19 protein-coding genes are annotated in these 21764 nt (G+C 62.9%); 5 read left to right on the top strand and 14 right to left on the bottom strand.

What is annotated here, in order from left to right; translation table 11 throughout:
* Nucleotides 1-53: 53 nt before the first annotated feature.
* Together waaA and KI242_RS02750 are read right to left on the bottom strand one after the other, a co-directional pair.
* A complete protein-coding gene (waaA, locus tag KI242_RS02755) occupies nt 54-1334 on the bottom strand; it encodes a lipid IV(A) 3-deoxy-D-manno-octulosonic acid transferase (RefSeq protein WP_011058909.1) in 1281 nt (426 codons plus the stop codon).
* A gap of 22 nt (nt 1335-1356) precedes the next feature.
* A complete protein-coding gene (locus tag KI242_RS02750; protein WP_015633922.1) occupies nt 1357-2241 on the bottom strand; it encodes a LysR family transcriptional regulator in 885 nt (294 codons plus the stop codon).
* 110 nt (nt 2242-2351) lie between these two features.
* Here KI242_RS02750 and KI242_RS02745 point away from each other — a divergent pair, with 110 nt between their 5' ends.
* The 4 genes from KI242_RS02745 to KI242_RS02730 all read left to right on the top strand — a co-directional run bounded on the left by KI242_RS02745 (nt 2352) and on the right by KI242_RS02730 (nt 5792).
* A complete protein-coding gene (locus KI242_RS02745) occupies nt 2352-2684 on the top strand; it encodes a multidrug efflux SMR transporter (protein ID WP_011058907.1) in 333 nt (110 codons plus the stop codon).
* Nucleotides 2685-2794: 110 nt separating this feature from the next.
* Nucleotides 2795-3970, top strand: a complete 1176-nt coding sequence (locus KI242_RS02740; protein WP_077933258.1) for an FAD-dependent oxidoreductase — start codon at nt 2795-2797, stop codon at nt 3968-3970.
* Nucleotides 3967-4779 (top strand): aldo/keto reductase, encoded by an 813-nt coding sequence (locus KI242_RS02735; protein ID WP_212805885.1) that lies wholly within the window; start codon nt 3967-3969, stop codon nt 4777-4779. The genes KI242_RS02740 and KI242_RS02735 overlap by 4 nt, the downstream gene beginning before the upstream one ends.
* 41 nt (nt 4780-4820) lie before the next feature.
* Nucleotides 4821-5792 (top strand): hypothetical protein, encoded by a 972-nt coding sequence (locus KI242_RS02730; RefSeq protein WP_019093038.1) that lies wholly within the window; start codon nt 4821-4823, stop codon nt 5790-5792.
* 52 nt (nt 5793-5844) lie between these two features.
* On the opposite strand, the gene hldE is transcribed toward KI242_RS02730, so the two are convergent.
* The 4 genes from hldE to msbA form a co-directional block, all read right to left on the bottom strand.
* On the bottom strand, nt 5845-7278 hold the full coding sequence (hldE, locus tag KI242_RS02725; RefSeq protein WP_011058903.1) for a bifunctional D-glycero-beta-D-manno-heptose-7-phosphate kinase/D-glycero-beta-D-manno-heptose 1-phosphate adenylyltransferase HldE: 1434 nt from the start codon (nt 7276-7278) through the stop codon (nt 5845-5847).
* A gap of 102 nt (nt 7279-7380) precedes the next feature.
* Nucleotides 7381-7992, bottom strand: a complete 612-nt coding sequence (cysC, locus tag KI242_RS02720; RefSeq protein WP_053156066.1) for an adenylyl-sulfate kinase — start codon at nt 7990-7992, stop codon at nt 7381-7383.
* Entirely contained in the window at nt 7985-8689 is a 705-nt protein-coding gene (locus tag KI242_RS02715; RefSeq protein ID WP_015633918.1) for a sulfotransferase family 2 domain-containing protein, read from the bottom strand. The genes cysC and KI242_RS02715 overlap by 8 nt, the downstream gene beginning before the upstream one ends.
* A gap of 187 nt (nt 8690-8876) precedes the next feature.
* A complete protein-coding gene (gene msbA / locus KI242_RS02710; protein WP_011058900.1) occupies nt 8877-10682 on the bottom strand; it encodes a lipid A export permease/ATP-binding protein MsbA in 1806 nt (601 codons plus the stop codon).
* Between the two features lie 156 nt (nt 10683-10838).
* On the opposite strand from msbA, the gene KI242_RS02705 reads away from it, so the two are divergent.
* On the top strand, nt 10839-12701 hold the full coding sequence (locus tag KI242_RS02705) for an O-antigen ligase family protein (protein ID WP_041115422.1): 1863 nt from the start codon (nt 10839-10841) through the stop codon (nt 12699-12701).
* Between the two features lie 79 nt (nt 12702-12780).
* Here the strand turns inward: KI242_RS02705 and KI242_RS02700 are convergent, their stop codons facing one another.
* The 8 genes from KI242_RS02700 to KI242_RS02665 are packed head-to-tail and all read right to left on the bottom strand — an operon-like array spanning nt 12781 to nt 21574.
* Nucleotides 12781-13401 (bottom strand): CatB-related O-acetyltransferase, encoded by a 621-nt coding sequence (locus KI242_RS02700; protein WP_011058898.1) that lies wholly within the window; start codon nt 13399-13401, stop codon nt 12781-12783.
* A 14-nt stretch (nt 13402-13415) separates the two neighbouring features.
* A complete protein-coding gene (locus KI242_RS02695) occupies nt 13416-14300 on the bottom strand; it encodes a glycosyltransferase (RefSeq protein WP_212805884.1) in 885 nt (294 codons plus the stop codon).
* Entirely contained in the window at nt 14300-15451 is a 1152-nt protein-coding gene (locus tag KI242_RS02690) for a glycosyltransferase (RefSeq protein WP_065364872.1), read from the bottom strand. The genes KI242_RS02695 and KI242_RS02690 overlap by 1 nt, the downstream gene beginning before the upstream one ends.
* A 2-nt stretch (nt 15452-15453) precedes the next feature.
* Nucleotides 15454-16332: a DUF6625 family protein gene (locus KI242_RS02685; protein WP_123473062.1), complete on the bottom strand. Its 879-nt coding sequence runs from the start codon at nt 16330-16332 to the stop codon at nt 15454-15456.
* A gap of 53 nt (nt 16333-16385) precedes the next feature.
* Nucleotides 16386-17798 (bottom strand): PIG-L family deacetylase, encoded by a 1413-nt coding sequence (locus KI242_RS02680; RefSeq protein WP_019093034.1) that lies wholly within the window; start codon nt 17796-17798, stop codon nt 16386-16388.
* An 8-nt stretch (nt 17799-17806) separates the two neighbouring features.
* On the bottom strand, nt 17807-18703 hold the full coding sequence (locus KI242_RS02675; protein ID WP_011058893.1) for an antimicrobial resistance protein Mig-14: 897 nt from the start codon (nt 18701-18703) through the stop codon (nt 17807-17809).
* Entirely contained in the window at nt 18703-19833 is a 1131-nt protein-coding gene (locus KI242_RS02670; RefSeq protein WP_011058892.1) for a glycosyltransferase, read from the bottom strand. The genes KI242_RS02675 and KI242_RS02670 overlap by 1 nt, the downstream gene beginning before the upstream one ends.
* Nucleotides 19817-21574: a carbamoyltransferase gene (locus tag KI242_RS02665; protein ID WP_015633912.1), complete on the bottom strand. Its 1758-nt coding sequence runs from the start codon at nt 21572-21574 to the stop codon at nt 19817-19819. Before KI242_RS02665 ends, KI242_RS02670 begins: the two co-directional genes overlap by 17 nt.
* Nucleotides 21575-21764 lie beyond the last annotated feature (190 nt).

Here is a 21764-nt window from a genome sequence, read left to right as displayed (position 1 = left end):
GGCGGTGTAACGGCCTTTTACGGCCATGCGACAGCGGCTACCGAAGGCGACGATCAGTGCCTGCCCAGGAGGCGGCCAAGGCCATCGAGCAGCCGTTGCAAGGCGCCCTGGTTGGCCTTGAGCACCTTGAGCCCGGCATCGGCCATCTTGCGCGCATCCTGGGGTAGCTCGAACAGACGCTGCACCGCCACCGCGAGCCCCTCGGCATCGTCCACTTCCTGCAAGGCTCCGGCCTCACGCAGCATCGCGGCGATTTCCAGGAAATTGAACAGATGCGGCCCGCTGATCACCGGCTTGGCCAGGGCCGCCGGCTCCAGCAGGTTGTGCCCACCGTTGGGCACCAGGCTGCCGCCGACAAAGGCGCTGTCGGCCAGGGCATAGAGGAACAGCAATTCGCCCATGGTGTCCCCCAGCAGTACCGAGGTGGTGGCAAGCACCGGCTCGGCTGCAGAACGGCGTACCGTGGCAAAACCCTGCTGCCGGCACAGCTCATGCACCGAGTCGAAGCGCTCCGGGTGCCGCGGCACCAGGATCAGCAAGGCATTGGGGTAATTGCCCAGCAGTTGCCGGTGGGCATCGAGCACCACCGCGTCTTCGCCCTCGTGGGTACTCGCGGCGATCCACACCGGGCGCTCCATGGCCTGCCATTGCTGGCGCAGCTCAGTGGCCCGCTGCAGCAACTGCGGGTCGATGCTCAGGTCGAACTTGATCGATCCGGTCACTTGCACAGTCTCTGGCCGGGCCCCAAGCCGGAGGAAACGCTGGGCCTCGGCTTCGGTCTGCACCGCGAACAGGCTCATCTGCGCCAGCATCGGTGCGGTCAGCCGAGCAAAACGCCCATAGCCCTTGGCCGAACGCTCGGACAACCGGGCATTGGCCAGGGCCACCGGAATCCCGCGCCGGGCACACTGGTCGATATGGTTGGGCCACAGTTCGGTTTCCATGATCACCGCCAGCTTGGGCTGCACCCGATCGAGAAACCGCGCCGCGGCGCAAGGCAAGTCGTAGGGCAGGTAGCAGTGCTGGATCCGCGGCTCGTTGGCAAACAGCGCGTGGATGCGCTCGGAGCCGGTGGGAGTCATGCAGGTCACGGTAATCGGCAGCTGTGGATAACGCGCCAGCAGCGCCCGGATCATCGGCGCGGCAGCGATGCTCTCGCCCACCGACACCGCATGCACCCAGATGCCACCGGGTTGCATGCTCGGCAAGCCGAGAGAGAAACGCTCGCCAATGCGCTTGGCATAAGCCGGCGCCTTGCGCGAGCGCAGCCACAGGCGGATCGCTACCAACGGCAGCCCCAGGTAAAACAATGCGGTATAGAGAGTTCTATTCATGGCGGCGGAGTTTATCGGTTTTTTAGCCGATCGCCTTCAGGTGCACGGCAAAACGTTCTGCCAGCCAGTGCGCCGCGGGGCCCAGAGGTTCGTCACGGCGCCAGGCCAGTTCCACCACCAGTGCCGGGGGCGTCCATTGGCTGGCCAGCTCCACCATCTGGTTCTGATAGGCCGGGTACTGCACCACATGCCGTGGCAGCCAGGCCCAGCCCAGCCCGCGCATCAGCCATTCGGCCAGGACGTAGAAGCTGTCAGCCCGCCAGACCTGGGGGCTGACCTGCTCACCACCGGGGTAGCCACTGGCTTGCGGAGCGATGAGCAACTGCCGGTGTAGCGCCAGCAACTGGCGGTTGACCCTTTTTTCATGGGCCAGCGGATGCCCCACGGCGCAGACAGTGACCATCTCCACACTGCCCAGGGCCCGGCGCTCCAAAGTTTCCGGCATCTGCTCATGATGAAACAGCAACCCCAGGTCGGCCCGGCGCTCCACCAGTTTGCGCGCTACGTCGCCCTGGGCCCCGCTGGCCAGTTGCACCTCCAGGCTGGGAAAGTGTTCCGCCAAAGCCTCTAGGCTGTCGAGCACCGGCTGATAGGGCATCGCTTCGTCCTGGGCCAGGCGCAACCGCGCTTCCTGGCCGCGCATCAAGGCCAGCGCCCGGCCATTGAGGCGGTCGCACTGGCGCAGGATCTCCCGCGCTTCCTGCAACAGTGCGCTGCCCGCCTCCGTCAGCCTTGGCTGGCGGCCACTGCTGCGTTCGAACAGGCTGACTCCCAGGTCATCCTCCAGCTGGGCGATGGCACTGCTGATGGCCGATTGCGCCTTGCGCTGCTGGCGGGCCACGGCAGAAAACGAACGCAGTTCGGCGACCCCGACAAACAGGCGCAACTGCTCCAGGTTCCATTGCATGTTCATGGCACAACCTATCTATCATCCAGATAGGTAATGACTTTACCCCATCTGAACTTTCTCTAGAATGCCGACCTCACAAAGCAGTCCCAGCCCCGAGGAACCCTCCCATGAACGCTTACTACTACCTGGCTATCGCCATCTGCGCGGAAGTGATCGCCACTGTTTCAATGAAAGCGGTCAAGGGCCTGAGCACTCCGCTGCCCCTGGCATTGATCATCGTCGGCTACGGCGTGGCCTTCTGGATGCTGACCCTGGTGGTGCGTACGGTGCCGGTGGGCGTGGCCTACGCGGTATGGGCCGGCATGGGCATCGTCATGGTGAGCATCGCCGCGCTGTTTCTGTACGGCCAGAAGCTGGATATCCCGGCGATGCTGGGCATGGCGCTGATCGTCCTCGGCGTGGTGGTGATCCAGTTGTTCTCGAAAACCGCCGGGCACTAGAAAGCAGCCTCACGCCACACGCCTCAAACGGCCAGAGTGAGCGCCAAGCTTGCAGCTTGAGGCCTGAGGCTTGAAACTTGCGGCTTCGTTTTACTTACCGAGGTCGCTGCATGCCATCCGCTATTTCCACCGATGTGCTGATTGTCGGCGCAGGCGTCGCCGGTCTCTGGCTCAACGCTCGCCTGCAACGCCTGGGTTTTTCCACCGTGCTGGTGGAAAGCGCCAGCCTCGGCGGCGGACAGAGCGTGAAATCCCAGGGGATCATCCACGGCGGCGCCAAATACGCCCTGCACGGCGCCCTCACTGGCGCCTCCGAGGCCATTGCCGACATGCCACGGCGCTGGCGCGAAGCCCTGGCGGGCAATGGCGAGCTGGACCTGTCCGGCGTGCGCCTGCTGTCCGAGGCCCACTACCTCTGGTCCCCCGGCACTCTGGCCGGCAACCTCACCAGCTTCTTCGCCAGCAAGGCGGTACGCGGGCGGGTCGATCAGGTCAAGGGCGAGCAACTGCCCCCGGCCCTGCAGGACAAGCGTTTCAAGGGCAAGGTCTACCGCCTCGCCGAACTGGTAGTGGATGTGCCGAGCCTGATCGAGCGCCTCGCGCACCTGGCGGGAGACAGCCTGCTGGCCGGGCAGAAGATCGAGCCCCTGCTGGAGAACGGCCAACTGCTGGGCCTGCGGGTCGACGGCCGGGAAATCCGCGCGCAACGCATTGTCCTCAGCGCCGGAGCCGGCAATGCCGAGCTGCTGCAAGCGGCCGGCCTGAGCCAGCCCGCCATGCAACTGCGACCATTGCACATGGTGCTGGTCAAGGGCCCGAGCCTGAAACCGCTGTACGCCCACTGCCTGGGCGGCGGGCCAAAACCACGGATCACCGTCACCACTCACCCGGCCGCCGACGGCCAGTGGGTCTGGTACCTGGGGGGCGATATCGCCGAAGCCGAGGGCGTGGCCCGGGAACCGGCAGCGCAGATTGCCGCAGCCCAGAAGGAACTGGGGCAACTGCTGCCCTGGATCGACCTGAGCCAGGCGCAATGGGCCACCCTGCGGGTCGACCGCGCCGAACCGGCACAGTCGGGCCTGGCCCGCCCGGACAACGCCTTCCTCGCCGAGCAGGATCGCCTGCTGGTGGGCTGGCCGACCAAGCTGGCCCTGGCACCGGACTTCGCCGACCGGGTCCTGGCTGCCCTGGAGCGCGACGGCATTCGCCCCGCCGCCGCCCAGGCCCTGCCCGAACTGCCCAAGCCGCCCCTGGCGCAACCAGCCTGGGAGCAACTGCTGCCATGAGCCAGCCAACCCTGCACGATCTGCATCGCCCCTTGGGCAGCACCGGCCTGCTGGTGTCGCCCCTGGGTCTGGGCACGGTGAAACTGGGCCGCGACCAGGGCGTGAAATACCCCAACGGCTTCCAGATCCCCGACGACCAGGAGGCCCGCATGCTGCTCAAGCTGACCCGCGACCTGGGCATCAACCTGATCGACACCGCTCCGGCCTACGGCCGCAGCGAAGAGCGCCTGGGCCCGCTACTGCGCGGCCAGCGCCAGGAATGGGTGATTGTCAGCAAGGTCGGCGAAGAGTTCGCCGATGGCCTGTCGCGGCACGATTTCAGCGCGGCCCATACCCGGATGTCCGTGGAGCGCAGCCTGCAACGCCTGGAAACCGACTTCATCGACCTGGTGCTGGTGCATTCCGACGGCAACGACCTGGCGATCCTCGAGCAGTGCGAGGTCTACCAGGCCCTGGCGCAGCTCAAGCAGGAGGGCAAGATCCATGGCTTCGGCTTCTCCGGCAAGACCGTAGACGGCGGCCTGAAGGCCCTGGAGCAAGGCGATTGCGCCATGGTTACCTACAATCTGAACGAACAGGCCGAGCGGGCAGTCATTGACTACGCTACCGCTCACCACAAGGGCATCCTGGTGAAAAAGGCGCTTGCCAGCGGCCACGTCTGCCTGAGCCCGGGAATCGATCCCGTGCGGGCCAGCTTCGAGCTGCTGTTTGACCGGCCCGGTGTCGCCAGTGCTATTGTCGGGACCATCAATCCCTTGCACCTGGCCCATAACGTGTCGACTGTGGCGCAGGTCCTTGGCAAGAACTGATGCCGCCGACGCGGCCGACCCCGACGCAAGAAGGAGCCGAGATGTCGCGACCGCTCATTAGAAAGAACCCCAGCAACTTCAAGACCCTGCCCCTGTTCGTCGAAGCGACTCCCGAAGGCTTGAGCTACCAGAGCGTCGGAATGCCGCTGAACTTCGCCCAGACCCTGCAGCGCCGGCGCGCGGTGACGGTGGCCGACAATCAGCGCTTCGCCCTGGAGCTGGCCAACCTCGGAGTCTCGGTGCGCCTGACCCTGCACTGGCAGAACCGCGACTACTGGGTGCTGGTGCGCCAGCGCCGCCAGGATCGCGGCGATGTGGTGCTCAAGCTGATTTCCGGCTATGTCCCGGCTCACGAGCTCAACCTGCCACTGCATACCGCGATCCAGGAAATTGCCGAGGAATGCCTGCTGGAAACCCCCGAAGGCTGGCTCGGTGGGCGCTTCAACGACACCTGGCTGCCCGCGCCCTACGCCGGCGCCCTGCACTATCGCGAGGCCCTGCCCTTTCGCCTGACCCCGCTGTCCGGGGCGGCGCTGCCGGTGCGCTGTGGCAACCTGCAGTTGCTGGAGCGTCCCCGGGCCTATGTGCACCTGCCCACCGCCTCACTGCAGTTGATCTACGACCTGCGCCTGGACGTGCCGAGGGAAGCCAAGTCCCTGAGCCTGTTCCACGTCGACGAGCGCCTGGAGGGCGACCAACTGGTGGCACGGCTGGACCGCAAGCGCCCGGACCTGTACCTGATGCCCCTGGACAACGGCGAGCCCTGCGCCGAGCTCTACACCCTGAAGAAAGACCAGTTGCATCCGGCCAGCACCCGCGGCCTGTACCTGGCGGAAAGCTTCGCCCAGCAGGAAGGCTGGGTGGTGAGTGACGAGCGGATTCGCTGGAAGGACTGGCTCAGGCAGCGGGGCCTGGAGCCACCGCAAAAGGCGTCGAAGCTATCGCGGCTAACCGGCCGGGCCCGGCAGATCCTGCGCAAGATCGTCCCCGGCAAGGCCCGGCGCCAGGGCTGAGGCAAAAAAAAGGCGCCTGCAACAGGCGCCTTTTTTGCGGACCGCAAGGCCGTTACTCGGCCTTGTCGGTCTTGCGGATCTTCTCGACGATAGCCGTGGTCGAGCTGTTTTCCACCAGCCCCAGCACCTTAACGGTGCCGCCATAGGCACCGACTATATCGGCACCTACAACCTGGTCGATGGAATAGTCACCGCCCTTCACCAGCACGTCCGGCCGAACCTGGGACAGGAGGTTTTCCGGGGTGCCTTCGGGGAAACTGATCACCCAGTCCACCGCCCCCAGCCCCGCCAGCACCGCCATGCGCCGGTCGACGCTGTTGATCGGACGGCCTGGGCCCTTGAGGCGACTGACCGAAGCGTCATCGTTGATCGCCACGATCAACCGGTCGCCCTGGGCTCGCGCCTGTTCCAGGTAGGTCACGTGCCCGGCGTGCAGGATGTCAAAGCAGCCGTTGGTGAAGACGATCTTCTCGTTGTGGGCTCGGGCATCATCGATGGCCAGCAGCAACTGGTCGAGGCTCAGCACCCCGCGCTCGGAGCCTTCCTCGCGCTGGATCGCCCGGCGCAGTTCGGGAGCACTGATGGCGGCGGTACCCAGCTTGCCAACCACGATGCCGGCCGCCAGATTGGCCAGGCCCACTGCGTGGGGCAGCTCTTCGCCGGCGGCAATGGCGGCTGCCAGGGTGGAGATCACCGTATCCCCGGCACCGGTAACGTCGAACACTTCCCGGGCCCGGGCTGGCAAGTGCATGGCCGGATGGTCGGGGCGCAACAGGGTCATGCCATGTTCGCCACGGGTCACCAGCAGCGCCCCCAGTTCCAGGTCATGCATCAACTGCGCGCCCTTGCTCACCAGTTCGTGCTCATCGGCGCAGCCGCCGACGATGGTCTCGAACTCGCTGAGGTTCGGCGTGATCAGGCTGGCGCCGCGGTAGATGGAGAAATCCTTGCCCTTGGGGTCCGCCAGCACCGGAATGCCCCGGGCCCGCGCAGCGGCGATCAGCACCTGGTGATTGCGCAGCGCGCCCTTGCCGTAGTCGGACAACACCAGCACCTTGATCCCGTCGAGCAGGGCATCGACCTCGGCCGCCAGGGCCAGGGCGTCGGTGGCGAAGGGTTCTTCGAAATCGATACGCAACAACTGCTGGTGACGGCTCATGACCCGCAGCTTGACGATGGTCGGCTGGTGCTTGATGCGCTGGAACAGCGCACGCACGCCCGCGCCTTGCAGGCTGTTGGCCAGGCTGTCGGCGGCTTCATCGTCGCCGGTCACGCCCACCAGGGAGGCCGGCGCGCCGAGGGCAGCGATGTTCAGGGCAACGTTGGCGGCACCGCCGGGGCGATCCTCGATTTGCTCGACCTTGACCACCGGCACTGGCGCCTCAGGGGAAATCCGTGAGGTACCACCATGCCAGTAACGGTCGAGCATGACATCGCCGACCACCAAGACGGGGGCTTGATCGAATCGCGGCATGGACAACTTCATGGAGCATCCCACATACAAAATGAACAGGGGCGCGATATTAACACAGGGTTGGCGCCGCCTAGTTCTATGCCTTGAATGGGGCCGACGAAGAATTCTTGCCGCTTATTTACGGGGCAGCAGTTGCAGCAGGCGGCGGATCGCCTCCGGCAGTGCCACGGTCGCCGTGTCGATCTCGCAATCGGCCTGCAACGGCGCTTCATAGGGGCTGTCGAGCCCGGTGAAGTCCTTGATCCGCCCCTCCAGCGCAGCCTGGTACAACCCTTTGGGGTCACGCCGGGCACAGGTGTCAAAAGGTGTACTGACGTACACCTCGATGAATTCCCCCGGGCCGAACAGCGCGCGGGCGGCATCGCGCTCGGCGCGAAACGGCGAGATCGCCGACACTATGACCAGCAGGCCGGCGTCCACCATCAACCGCGCCACCTCGGCCATGCGGCGGATATTCTCCTTGCGCGCCTCGGCCCCCATTCCCAGGTCACTGCACAGGCCACCGCGAACGTTGTCACCGTCGAGGACGAAGGTGTGCATACCCAACTCGTTGAGCCGCAGCTCCAACAGATTGGCCAGGGTCGACTTGCCGGCCCCCGACAATCCGGTCAGCCAAAGACAGCAGGGTTGCTGCTGCTTGAGGGCGGCCCGGGCCTCGGTGGACAACGACAGGCTGTAGGGACGGATTTGCGGGCGCTCCAGCGGTACACAGGCAAGCTTATTCATAACCGAGCATCTCGTAGTCGCGTTGATAGACCCGGCGCACCAGGCGCCGGGTGCGTACCGAACAGATATCCCTGACGGGGGTGCTATGGCGCTGCTGGGTGCTGTTGACATGGGGCAGTCGGGTCTGGACCTGCAACTGCTCGCACAGCAGTTGGAAATCTCGCTGCAGGTGCTCCTGATAGCCGACGAAATCCAGGGCCAGGCGGCCCAGGGAATCGGTGAGAAAATCGCTCTGGGCAGCAAAGTGCATCTGCTTGTGGATGGTTTCCGGGTGCAGCCAGCGGCCGATAAAGTCATCGAAGTCGCGGTAATGCCCTACCAGCGCCTGGGCTGCCTGGTCCCGTCGGCCGAGGCGATTGCCCCGCAGGAAAGCGTAGGCCGAGTAGGCGCGCTCCAGGGGGTCGCGCACGAAAGCAAACTTGAAGCTGCTGGAAAAGGCCTGGGGAAACTGCTGCTCGTACCAGTACAACGGCAGGTGCCCGGGCATCCAACCGTCGAACAATGCCGAACAGATGCTGCTGCCCGCGCACTTGGGGACATGAATGAACAGGCAGGAGTGCCGGGAGAAGGCATCAGGAAAGCGCACATTGGCCGACATGGACTTGTTCACCACTTGGCGATCCACCACCGACAGGCGCCCAAGCAGGAAATTGCGCTGGGTCTTGGGTAATAACTTCCACACAAAGCGTTGCAACATTCTGCTACCCACGCGAGAGGGATGGCCCCCTCGATCTGTTCAAAGATTCAGGCGGGAACCATAACAAGCGGGAAACGCAGAATTATTTAGGCTTGGTCAAGACTGTAAGGAAGCGGCTACAAATGATGCCAAGGTGCCTTGCACACCAAGGCCCCGGGGAGCGAGCCGGCTCGCTCCCCGGAACAGGTCAGGCGATTCCGCTGGGCGCGGGCTCTTCCAGGCCCATGGCATGCAACCGCGAGTAGTAGCCGTTCTGTGCCAGCAACTGGGCATGGCTGCCGCGCTCGACAATCCGCCCCTGGTCCATGACCAGGATCAGGTCGGCTTTCTCGATGGTCGACAGGCGGTGGGCAATCACCAGGGTGGTGCGGCCCTTCATGACCTTGTCCAGGGCGGCCTGGATGTGCCGCTCGGATTCGGTATCCAGGGCCGAAGTGGCCTCGTCGAGAATCAGCAGCGGGGCGTTCTTCAGCAAGGCCCGGGCAATCGCCAGGCGCTGGCGCTGGCCACCTGAAAGCAGTACGCCGTTCTCCCCTACCTGGGTATCCAGGCCTTCGGGCAACTGGGCAATGAAGTCCATGGCATAGGCATCGGCGGCGGCCTTCTCGATGTCCTCACGCGGCGCACCGGCCAGGTCACCGTAGGCAATGTTGTTGGCCACGGTGTCACTGAACAGGGTGACGTGCTGGGTAACCTGAGCAATATGCCGACGCAGGTTCAGCAGGCGGAAGTCTTCGACCTCGGTGCCATCCAGAAGAATCTGGCCCTTGTCGTGGTGGTAGAACCGCGGAATCAGGTTGGCCAGAGTCGACTTGCCACTGCCGGAACGCCCCACCAGCGCCACCATTTTCCCGGGCTCGATACTGAAGCTGATGTCATCGAGCACCTGCCGTTCGGTTCCCGGGTAGGTGAAACTCAGGTTGCGCACCTCCAGGTGCCCATTGATGCTGGCGCGCTCGACGGTGCCGCGATCGACCTCAGGTTCGACGTCCAACTGCTCGAAGATGCTCTCCGCACCCGCCACGCCTTTCTGGATCGTTGAGCTGACTTCGGACAGCTGGCGGATCGGCTTGGGCAGCAGACCGGCCATGGTGATATAGGCCACCATTTCACCGGCAGAAGCATCACCGCGCAGATACAGCACCAGGAACATCAGCACCGCCATGGCGCTGTAGATCACCAGTTGCAACAGTGGGGTGTAGATGGCGCCGGTACGGGTCATGCGCAGTTGCTTGTCAGTGTTGCCCTGGCTGGCCGCAAGAAAACGCTGCTGCTCATAGGTCTCGCCGCCAAAGCTGCGAACCACGCGATAGCCCTGGATGGTTTCCGAGGCAACATGGGTCACATCACCCATGGCCACCTGGATCTTCTTGCTCTGCTTGCGGAATTTCTTGCTGGCGGTGCGGACCATGACCGCGATCAGCGGCAGGATGGCGATCATCACCAGGGTCAGGCGCCAGTTCATCCACAACAGCGAGCCGAACAGGAAGATCACGGTCATGCCTTCGCGGATCACCACCTTGATCGCGTCCGTCGCCGCCCCCGTGACCATGGTCACGTTGAAGGTGATACGCGAGATCAGGTGCCCGGAGTTGTGCTTGTCGAAGTAACGGTTGGGCAGGGTCAACAGGTTGTTGAACAGTTGCACCCGCAAATCGTGCACCAGCCCCAGGGATACCTTGGCCAGGAAGTAGTTGCCCAGGTAGGAGCCCAGGCCTTGCCAGGCAGCGATCAGCACGATCAGCAGCGGCACCGCTTGGAGCAACTGCATGTCGCGCAGATAAGGCACACCGGGAAACAGCACCGCCTGAGGGTTGGACAGACCGTCGACGAAATACTTGAGGATGTAGCCGAGCATGGGCTGAGTCGAAGCGAAGATCAGAAACCCGACGATGCTGATGAGAAACAGACCAATATAGGGCCGCACATAGCCGAGCAGACGGAAGTAGATTTTCAAGCTCGAGGGGCTTGCGTCAGGACTGGAGTCGGTCATATCACGCGAATGTCGTCAAAAAGGAGGCTGACTTTAGCACAGCTTGTTCGCGGTACTGGCACTCCCATAGGCCCGAGATTGTTCAGCTGACCAACGACATCGCCAGCCATAAGTCGTTATGATTGCCAGCTTAACTTCCGGGATGAACGTTCAAGCATGCAACCCAATGCCCTTCACAACACGGCCAATCGAGTATTCGATTTCATTTGCCTGTGGATTCTGCCGATCGGTTATCTACTGCTTCTCTGTGCGATGTTCTTCCTGCCGGGGCGCAGTGGATTGCACAAGCTGTACTACGGACTGTTCAGCATCCCGACGCTGATCGCGCTGTGTACTCGCCCCAGCGAACTGAAAACCCTTCTGCGCGAACCTGTCTTCATCGCCATGTTGCTGTTCTGCACCTGGGCCATTGTCAGCCTGGCCTGGAGCCCTCCGGTGGACAGCGTGCTGGGGGAAATCAAGACGCCTCTGCACACCCTGATGCTGTTCGCCGGCTGCATGCTACTGGTTCGCTACCGCGGCGAGGTGCTACAGCCGCTGGTCTTTTGTGCTGCGATCGTTGCTCTCATCGCCTCGATCTTCAACCTGTACGTCTTCGTTCGATACCACACCCCCGAACTGCGCATGATCGGTGCGGGCGCCTTTGACAACCCATTGCTGAGCTCCCATGTCTTTGGGTTCTTCTGTGTCTACTGGCTGTGCCTGAGCATGAACTGCCGTCGTTACCAGATACTCTGGCTGAGCGTTCCGGCGCTGGTCATCATGGTCGCCGCACTGATCGCCACGGGCTCCAGAACGCCTCTGGTGGCATTGACCCTGGCGGCACTGTGGCTGAGCTTCATTAGTTGGAACCGTCGTTCGCTGATGCTGCTGGGCGGCATGCTGGCAGGCGGTATAGCCGTCGTTGCGCTGTTCTCGCAGATGCTTCTGGAACGGGGCAGCTCTTCGCGTTTCGATCTCTGGCGCCTGGCCCTGGAACAGATTGCCAACCACCCATGGATCGGCCACGGCTACAACGCCAGTCTGTCCCTGGACCCCGGCATCGGTTTCCTGCTGCAAGAGCCCCATAACTTCGCCCTGGGCGTGCTCTACTATGTGGGCATCATCGGCCTTCTGCCGTGGCTGTTCATGCAGGCCTGGGCCCTGTTCAAAAGCTGGCAACTGCGGGCCGAACCACTACTGATCCTGGCCTCGACCTGGCTGATGTTCGGCATTGGCGCAGGCCTGACCGAAGGCGGCGGGATTCTCTCTCGCCCCAAAGAGCACTGGTTCCTGCTGTGGATTCCCCTGGCCCTGATCGCTGCCCTGTGTATCAGCCAACGTGCGCGACGCTCACCCAGCCACAGGGTCGAGTCGCTCACCCAGGCCGACGCCGACAAGCTGATGGCCAATGCCCGGGTTATCGAAGCCGACGGCCTGGGCCCCAAGGTCCTGCGTCTTGACGACGGCAGCTTCCTCAAGCTGTTTCGCCCTCGCCGCTGGTACACCTCCGGAGGGTTCAACCCCTACTCCGCGCGGTTTGCCACCAATAGCGAGCAACTGCGCGAGCTGGGCATCACCACCCCGAAAATCCTCGGACTGTATCGTCTTGCCGACGGCAGCAACGCCGTCCGCTACCAACCGCTACCCGGCCAGACTCTGCGCCAGAGCCTGCAATTGGCCAGCTCTGGCGACGAGCGTTCCAAGTTGATCAAGCGCTTTGGCGCCTTCATGGCCAATCTGCATGAGCAAGGGGTGTATTTCCGCTCACTGCACCTGGCCAATGTGCTGGTACTGGAAAATGGCGAGTTCGGGCTGATCGATCTTGCAGACCTGCGGGTCTACCCCTCATCACTGAGAAAATCGCTGCGCCAACGCAATGTGCGCCATATGCAGCGCTATGCCGAGGATTGTGGCTGGCTGTTCCTGGAGCACCTGGACGCACTGCAGGCCGGTTACGCACTGGGCACCTCGATGCCCCTGGCCACCGGACTGTTGAAGCAGCTACCGGCGAATGACCTGCACCAGGTGGCTCGCTGATCCCTGCGCACGCACCTGTTCCATGACAGCTACACAGAGCTGCCTGGAACAGGTTCGGAAGGGATTAAACAGCGAGCGGTCAGGCTGAGCGCTGCCGGGCGTAGGCCAGGAAGCCGTCAATATCATCGCTGCAGAGCTTGTCGGCCAACCCGTGCAACTCAGCCTCCGGCCAGTCCCACCAGGCACTCTGCAAGAGTTGCTGGCGCTGCTCCTCGGGAAAGCGCCAGCGCAGGAAACGCGCCGGGTTGCCACCGACCACCGCATAAGGCTCGACGTCCTTGGTGACCAGCGCCCCCGCCGCGACAATCGCACCATGACCAATGGTCACACCGGATAACAGCGTGCTGTTGGAACACAGCCACACATCACTGCCCACTCGGACATCGCCATTGGTCCCGGCGTAGCCACTGATGTGCGCGGCCTGAGGCAGCATGGCCGGGAAGGGATAAGTGGTGACCCAATCCGCTCGGTGGTGGCCACCGAGGAATATCTGCACCCCTTCGGCAATCGAGCAGTACGCCCCGATGCTCAGGGTCGAGCCCTCCTGCCAGTCATGCACCTCGGGCAAGCCATAGCTGCCACGCCCGATGCTGTAACCTGGATATCTCTGCTGGAAACGCACCACGCCGCGCTCGATTTTCGGCAGCTTGCGGATCGCACGCTTGGCGCGCTTCTCCAGAAAACGTTGAATCCAGCCCATGCTCCGGCGTCTCTTCAGTCTTTTTCCAGTGGAGAAAAATAAAGGCGGCCCAATCCACGCCAGGTTTTCTTGTTCCAGGCCCTGAACGGAATCTGTGCCAGCAGCTCGCGTGCCAGTTTGCGATCCCGATTGGAGACTTTGAGGAACATCGAACTGAGGAACTTGTAGCGCACCTCGTCATACAGCGGGTGGTCGCTGAACAGGGCATAGGAACGCAGGATGTTGTCGATCATGAACCGGTGGTTCTTGTAGGAATTGGTGGCGTGCTTGCGATACCGCGCCATCAACACGTTCAAGCCATCGATGAAATAGCCGGCCCGGGTGATCTTCAACTCGATCAGCAGGTCTTCAAGGCGGATATTCGGATCGAAACCGCCGACCTTTTCCAGGGCCTCACGACGAATCATCAGGGTCGGAGCCGGTGGATAGGGCTTGCGCTCAAGGAACATGTCGTCGAAGTCCAGGCGCCGGAACGGCACGTCACGGCGCTGGCGCTTCTCGGGAAACAGGTTGCCGTCGCTGTCGATCAGCTCGATATTGCCCGCGCAGATCCCCACCTCAGGCTTGCCATCCATGTAGGCCACCTGAGTCGCAATGCGCTCGGGCAGCATGATGTCGTCGGAGCCGAAAGGCACGACCAGGCTGCCCCTGGACCGTGCAATGGCACCATTGAGAGTGTTGGTCAGACCCTGATTCTGCTGGACCCGGAAGTCGAAGCCATGCTGCTCCTGCAGGCGCCGGATACGCTCGACACTGTCATCGCTGGAACCGTCATCCACCACCAGCAGCTCGATGTTCGGATAGGTCTGGTTGAGCACACTGAGAATGCTTTGCTCAATGTAGGGCGCGTGGTTGTAGGAGGCGATAATCACCGTCACCACAGGTTGCTGGTCTGCCATTACTGCCTCTTGCCCGCTTGACTCAAGCCGGAGTCGATCAATTGCCGGTACTCCTCGCGGAACACCTCGATATCGTGTTCTTTCTGCAGATAGGCATAGGCCTGCTGGCCCTTGGCGGCCAGTTCCTCGTCGGACAGCCCGAGATAGGCATCCAGCGCGGCGACCAGCGCCGGTACATTGGCCGGCTCCACGGCCAGGCCGCCAGCCCCCTCGATCAGGGGCAGCATGGCCGGCACGTTCGAGGCGATCACCGGCAACTGCCCGCTCATGCCTTCAAGCAAGGCCAGGCCCAGCCCCTCGGCCAGCGATGGCATGGTCCAGATATCGAAGGCCCGCACGTATTGCAGGGCGTTCTCCTTGAACCCCAGCAGGTGAGCCCGGCCCTGCAGCCCCAGGCGCTCGATTTCAGCACGCAGATTGGCTTCCTCGCGACCGGCACCAATGATTGCCAACTGAGTTTTCGGGTACTTGTCCTTGAGTTGAGCAAAGGCCTGCAGCAGATAGGTATGACCCTTGACCGGCACCAGGCGGCCCAAGGCACCAATCAGCCGCACATCGGGGGCCAGCCCCAGCAACTCCCGGGAGCGCTCGCGGGAATGCTGCAAGGCCTCTGCCTGTTCAATGTCGATGGCGTTGGTGATCGCCCAGGTATTCTGGTCGGTGAAACCGCATTGGCAATCGAGCAGGTACTGCTTGACGGCCGGGGACACACCGACAAAGCGCCAATGCCGATCGATCAGACGCTGGGTCTGGCGGCGCCGGTAAAGCCGGTCGTACTCACCAAAACCGTGGGAAATTCCGATGCACAACGGCACCTTCAACCAGCGGTTGAGGGTCAGCATCATGTTCACCGGCTTGAAGCGATTGCAGATCACCACATCGAACTGTTCCTTGCGGCAGAACTGATACAGCCGCCACATGGCCCGCAGGCGCATGCCCTTGAGGGATTTGTCGGAAAACTCGAAATACACCGAATGCGCGGCGCGACTCACCGGATCGTTCGGCCCGGGGCGCCCCCGCAGGAACGCTGCGGTGACTTCGTAACGCTCAGCCGGCAAGGCCTTGACGATCTGCTCGGCGAGATCGGCGAAGTCGTGGGATTTGACGTTGTAGTCCGGCTGCAACTGCAGGACCTTGAAGCGCTGACTCATAACTATCCCCGGTGAAAACCTGCGGCATCGATGATCCAGGACGGCTCACTGGCCAGGGCTTGGAGCGACTGCGCATCCTGCTCCGGCAACTGCGACCACTCATTGCGCTTCCAGCACACAAAGTGGAAGTACGGGAAACTGCGGTCGCCGTCGCGGTCATTGGTCAGATGCCCATCCTTCCAGTACCAGCGCGTCGGAAAATCACGGCTGCCGTCATGCCACTTGATGACTCCGCCCGGCGTGCTGAAGGCCTCGGTGAACTCACTGCGGCGGCGCCATGGATTGAACTTGCCCACCAGCTTGAACAGCGGTTCCGGGAAGTTCTTGCGCCAGAGGAAAATCCGACTGAACGCCCCTTCATCCAGTGCGTGATGCTGCTGGTCGGTAAAGCGCGTCTGCCAATCCTTGATCTGCCTGAACAACTCACGCTTGCGTGCAGTATTGCGTATCAGGCACAAGTGCCCGGCGACGCGCCGTTCATGGGTGGAGAACAGGTCATACCCCGCCAGGCGATCCGCAGTGAAATAGGCCCGCAGGTCACCGTAGACCAGGTCGATATCGCCGAAGGCCCAGAAGTCGTAGCCCTCCAGACGATCAATATGGATGTACCCCATTGCCGGCCTGATATCACAGAGCTTGTAGGCCGCATTGGGCGCAAAGTCGATCTCCAGGCGCCGGGATACCAAAGCGCAGTACTCAGCAAAGCTCATGCTTTCTAGCTTGACGTTCGGCGGCAGATTGTCCGGGGTCCCGCAGTCGCTGAAAAAGAGCCAGTCTATATCCGGATTCCGGCGGCAGCTTTCGAGAAAAAACGGCATCCAGAATGGCCAACGCCCGAAGTAGGGCATGAGAAACAAGATTCGCGGGCGAGGATTGATCACAAAGGACTCACTGTCGGATTGGGGCTACAAAACGCCCCCATGGTTATGTCGGTTTATCGCTGTTGCAATAGCCAGAACAGCTCATGGCGTCTGACCGCCTTGCGAAAGAACTCATTCTCCCCAAGTGCTGAAGGCATCCTACTGGCCATAAGCCATTGTATCGACCTGCGCAGGCGTCGCTTGAACGGCATTTTCGGTTGCAGGTCATGCATCATGCCCAAGGCCATGGCCTTGTCATACTGCTCGCCCTGGGACAGTGACAAGCACCAGGGACGCAACACCGCCGTCGACTCGAACACCGGCGGCAACGCAATGCCTGCGCCCGAATCCCCCATGGGCCAGCGGTCGTTGTCATGCAGGTGATTGGCGTAGCCAAGGATAGTGGTCGGCTGCCAGGCCAGCCCTTCCAGGGCTTGCATGACCGCCTCGCGAGCACAGATGTGGTCGGGATGAGGGTCCAGCGTCGGGTGCGGCAGCACTATCACCTCAGGGCGCGCCTTGAGCAGCAGCTCACGCAGGTCGGCCAGGAGATTGTTCCAGGTCGGCAACCCGTCCTGGTCGGCGGGCAGCGGGAATGGATTGAACTGGCGGAACAAGCGGATATCGCTCAGTTGCGCCTCGCGAGAGGCCACCGGCTGTTCAGGGGAGGCCTGCATGGCAGGCAGCTGCAGGCAGAAATAGCCCAACTGCACGCAATGGGATTCAGGCACCCCGGCCCAGCGCGGCACAGTAATACTGTCCCAGGCCCGCAAGCGCCCCTTGATCCGCGCCGCCTCTGCCGGGTTCATGCCCATGGCCTGGTAATGCTCAGCCTCGATTTCGCCTGCGGTGAGGGTCACGATCCAGGCCTCGTCGGCCTGGCTGTACAGACCGAAGGCTGCCAACTCGGCATCGTCGGCATGGGGAGCGATCACCATCACCCGCTGGCGCCGGTAGTCGGGATCCCGCCAGGACATCAGTTGCGGCTGGATGCGGAGCCGACAGAAGCGCCCGCGCAACCTCAGCTCGCCACTGACCAGGGAACTGGCCAGGCCGCTGAGGTTGAGGTAGCGCAGGCCATTGACCCCGCGCTCGAACACCTGACGATCGGCAAGCGGACCGCCCGACACCTCAACAGCCGGGTCGAGAAAACGTCCCAGCCACGAGCTCTTGACGTGCACGCCTAGAACCAGGGTTTCATCCCCGGCCAGCGCCAGCGGCGCCTCCAGCAACAGGCGCCCCGCTTCAAGGCGCACCGCGGCCTGCTGGGCATCGCTGCCGAAGTCGTAGCAGTAATCATCCTTGGGCGAATAGAACAGATGATCGGCAAACCAGGCTTCATGGGCCAGCCAGGCCAATACCGCCAGCAATACCGGCACCCACCAGGCCACCAGGATGCCGGCCACCAATAGCAGCACCAGCCCGATCAACAGAGCGATTCGTTTATTGCGCCGGTGACGCTTGAGCAGTTGTTGCTTGCGACTCATGGGCTGACTCACACCTGGAAAACCGGCACAGGATTGCACCAACGGTCCTTGTATTCACGGTCGGCACGACCGAAGGAGAAACGCAGTGGCTTGTTCAGGGCACGGGCCTGTTCCCAGGCACTCTGGGTGTTGAGAAAACTCAGCACGCTGCCAGGGCTGAACTCACGAGTCTCCGGGTCTACCCCACCGTTCACGTACTCGACGCTGATCCACTCCGGCGCTTCGACCCGGTAGATCAGTTGCACGGCAATCGGCGCGTCGTTGAGGAAGATCACCGAACCGATCAGCAGCTCGCGCAGGCGCTCCAGCACCTCGGCCATACGCTCGGCACCGGTGGCGGCAAAGCCCCAGCGGCGCTGGAACAGGTCGCAGTAGATCGCCGCCAGCTCGGGGCTGCTGAAATCACTGACCGGGCGTACAACCCCGCCCGCCTCTTCCAGCAGGCGCAGCTCACGACGCTGGTTGTAACGAAACTTCTTCGACAGCTCTTCCGGCGTCCTGGCCATGGCCAGCTGTTCAGCCTGGGGCTTGAGGCCGGTCAGGCGCCCCTCGTTCAATGCGGACAGGTAACGCCCACGATGGCGCAACACCGCCTGAGCATCAGCAGCGGCGGGCAGGATCAGCTCGGCATTGCCGATATCGAACAGGCCCTTCTTGCCGGCCCGCTTGAGCACGTCCTTGGACAGCGCCAGGTCGCGCCCCCAGGTGGCAATGGCCGCCTGCAATTGGCCGTTGCGCTCCCAGGCCAGGTAGCGCACCGGGATCTGCGCCAGGTCCGCCAACTGCTCCACCACCAGGGGATGGGTTGCCACACTGCCACCGAACCGCTGCCAGGCATCGGCGTAGGTCGATGCGTCAATGACTGACCAGCCACGTTCGCGCCAGCCTTGAAATCGATTGAGCATCAGCCCCTCGCGGTCAGATCGGTGACTTGCGGCAAACGCCAGAATACGTCGCGTACAGCACGGTCGGAGAAGCGCTCGCGCAGGCGATCGAGCATCAGCTCGGCACAGACCCGGCGCTGGTGGTCGTCCATCGCGGCCAGATGCTGAAGCCCCTGGGCCATATGTTCAACGTCGCCCAGGGGGAACAGGATGCCCACCCCCTCGACCACTTCCCGGGCACCGCCACAGGCGGTGGCCAGCAGCGGCACGCCGGCGGCCATGGCCTCCAGCAGGACCATGCCAAAAGGCTCGTGGTCGGAGCTCAAGGCAAACACATCGAAGGCGCGGAAATAGCGTCGGGCCTGAGGCACCTGCCCGAGGAACAGCACGCGATCGGCAATCCCCAGCTCGCGGGCCAGGGACTTCAGGTCTTTTTCCAGACGCCCGGTTCCGAGAATCGCCAGTTGGCTGTGCGGCGGCAATTGCGGCAAAGCCGCGGCAAAGCCACGCAGCAAGGTGGCCTGGTCCTTGTCCGGATGCAGGCGCCCGACGTTGCCGACAATCCAGGCATCGGCGGACAGGCCCAGCTCGCTGCGCGCCTGGGCAGCGCTCAGTTGCTCGGCCTGCAGTGCCTCAAGGTCGATACGGTTGTACAGGGTCTGAATGCGCTGCGCCGGCCATTTCGGCAGGCAGGCACGCATGTCGTCACGCACCGCATCGGACACCCCGAGCAGGCTCAGGCGCTTACGGAACAGTTGGGCGAAGAGCTTGCGGCTGCCGCGCTTGTAATCGGAAAACGCATGATGGACACCGATCACCGGCAAGCCGGTACCGAGCAAGGCGATATAGATCGGCTTGAAGCGGTGAGCGATGCAGAAGCTGAAATTGCGTGACGCGGCGATCTTGCGCAGGTCGCGGATGGCGCCCAGCTTCAGGCCGCGGATGGCCTTGGAGCTGTATTCCATAAACAGCACTTCATCAGACGCGCAGCCCGCGGCGACATCGGCATCGGCGGCCCCGGTGAGAAACACCGTGGTCACTCGATAGCCGCTGCCCGCGAACAGGTTGGCGTATTGCCGGGCACAGTCCAGGAACGGCCCGTCATAGCCGTGGCAGAACTGCAGCACATGGCGTTCAGCCGAGCGTGTCATAAGGGTCCACGCCGTCTTTGACCACCAGAATGTCTTCCATGATCAGGTACTGCAGGTCGGAGCCGTAGAACATGTTCAGGGCATCGGTGGGCGAACAGATCATCGGTTCGCCACGGCGGTTCAACGAGGTGTTCAGCGACACGCCGTTGCCGGTCAGTACTTCCAGGGCCTTCATCATGTCGTAGTAGCGCGGGTTGTATTCGCGCTTGAGCACCTGGGCCCGGGACGTGCCATCCTCGTGGACCACTTCCGGTACCCGGGTCTTCCACTCTTCAGCCACTTCGAAGGTGAAGGTCATGAACGGCGCCGGGTGATCGACCTTGATCATCTGCGGGCCGACGGTGTCGAGCATCGAAGGGCAGAAAGGCCTCCAGCGCTCGCGGAACTTGATCTGTTCGTTGATCCGGTCGGCCACGCCAGTGGCGCTCGGGCAACCGATGATCGAACGGCCGCCCAGGGCACGCGGACCGAACTCCATGCGGCCCTGGAACCAGGCCACCGGGTTGCCATCCACCATGATCTTGGCGATACGCTCCGGGGTGTTGTCGATCTGCCGCCAGGCTGGCTTGTTCGGGTGGCGGGCACAGGCCGCGATCACGTCTTCGTTGCTGTAGGACGGGCCGAGATAGACATGCTCCATCTTCTCTACCGGCACCCCACGGGCATGGGAAACGTAAGCCGCCGCACCAACGGCGGTACCGGCGTCGCCGGAAGCCGGCTGCACGAACAGCTCCTTGACCTCGGGACGGGCAATGATCTTCTGGTTCAGCTTGACGTTCAGCGCACAGCCGCCGGCGAAGGCCAGCTTGCCGGTTTCCTTGAGGATGTCGCCCAGGTAATGGTCGATCATCTGCAGGGCCAGCTTCTCGAACAGCGCCTGCATGCTCGCCGCGTAGTGGATGTACGGCTCGTCGGCGATGTCGCCTTCGCGCTTGGGACCCAGCCACTCGATGAGTTTTGGCGAGAAGTAGAAACCCTTGCCCTTCTCTTTGTAGCGACGCAGGCCGATGACGTTGGCGTAATCGGTGTTGATCACCAGCTCGCCGTTTTCAAAACTGGCCAGGCGCGAGAAATCGTATTTGCTGGCATCGCCGTACGGCGCCATGCCCATGACCTTGAACTCGCCGTCGAGCATCTCGAAGCCGAGGAACTCGGTGATCGCGCCATAGAGGCCGCCCAGGGAGTCCGGGTCGAAGAATTCCTTGATCTTGTGGATCTTGCCGTTTTCGCCGTAGCCGAAGAAGGTGGTGGCGTACTCACCCTTGCCGTCGATCCCGAGGATCGCGGTCTTCTCCTTGAAGCCCGAGCAGTGGTAGGCACTGGAGGCGTGGGCCAGGTGGTGCTCCACCGGCTCGATCTTGACCTTTTTCGGGTCGAAGCCCAGTTGCTCCAGGCACCAGACGATCTTATTGCGGTAGCGCTTGTAGCGACGGTTGCCCATCAGGATCGCGTCCAGGGCGCGGTCCGGGGCGTACCAGTAGCGCTTGGCGTAGTGCCAGCGAGCCTTGCCGAACAGGCTGATCGGGGCAAACGGAATCGCGACTACGTCAACGTCGGAAGGCTTGATCCCGGCCTGCTCCAGGCAGAATTTCGCCGACTCGTAGGGCATGCGGTTCTTTGCATGTTTGTCGCGCACGAAACGCTCTTCTTCAGCGGCGGCAATCAGCTTGCCGTCGATATACAGGGCCGCTGAAGGATCATGGCTAAGGGCGCCGGACAGGCCAAGAATCGTCAATGCCACAGGGGTCTAGCCTCGTTTAGTCTGCATGCGGGCGCGATGCGCCTTGAAAATGAAGTGTGCTCGCAAGGGGCGAGAAACAACGAAAGGGCGGGATTATAACGTAAAAGCAGGTGCAAGCCTCTAGCGGCGAGCGCCAAGCCTGGGTTGGCACCCGCCGCGCGCCGTGGCCGCGGCGCAGGCAGCGGCCATG

This window comes from Pseudomonas sp. Eqa60 (genome assembly GCF_018326405.1).
GTDB classification, from domain to species: domain Bacteria; phylum Pseudomonadota; class Gammaproteobacteria; order Pseudomonadales; family Pseudomonadaceae; genus Aquipseudomonas; species Aquipseudomonas protegens.
This window is presented reverse-complemented; position numbering and strand designations above follow the sequence as displayed.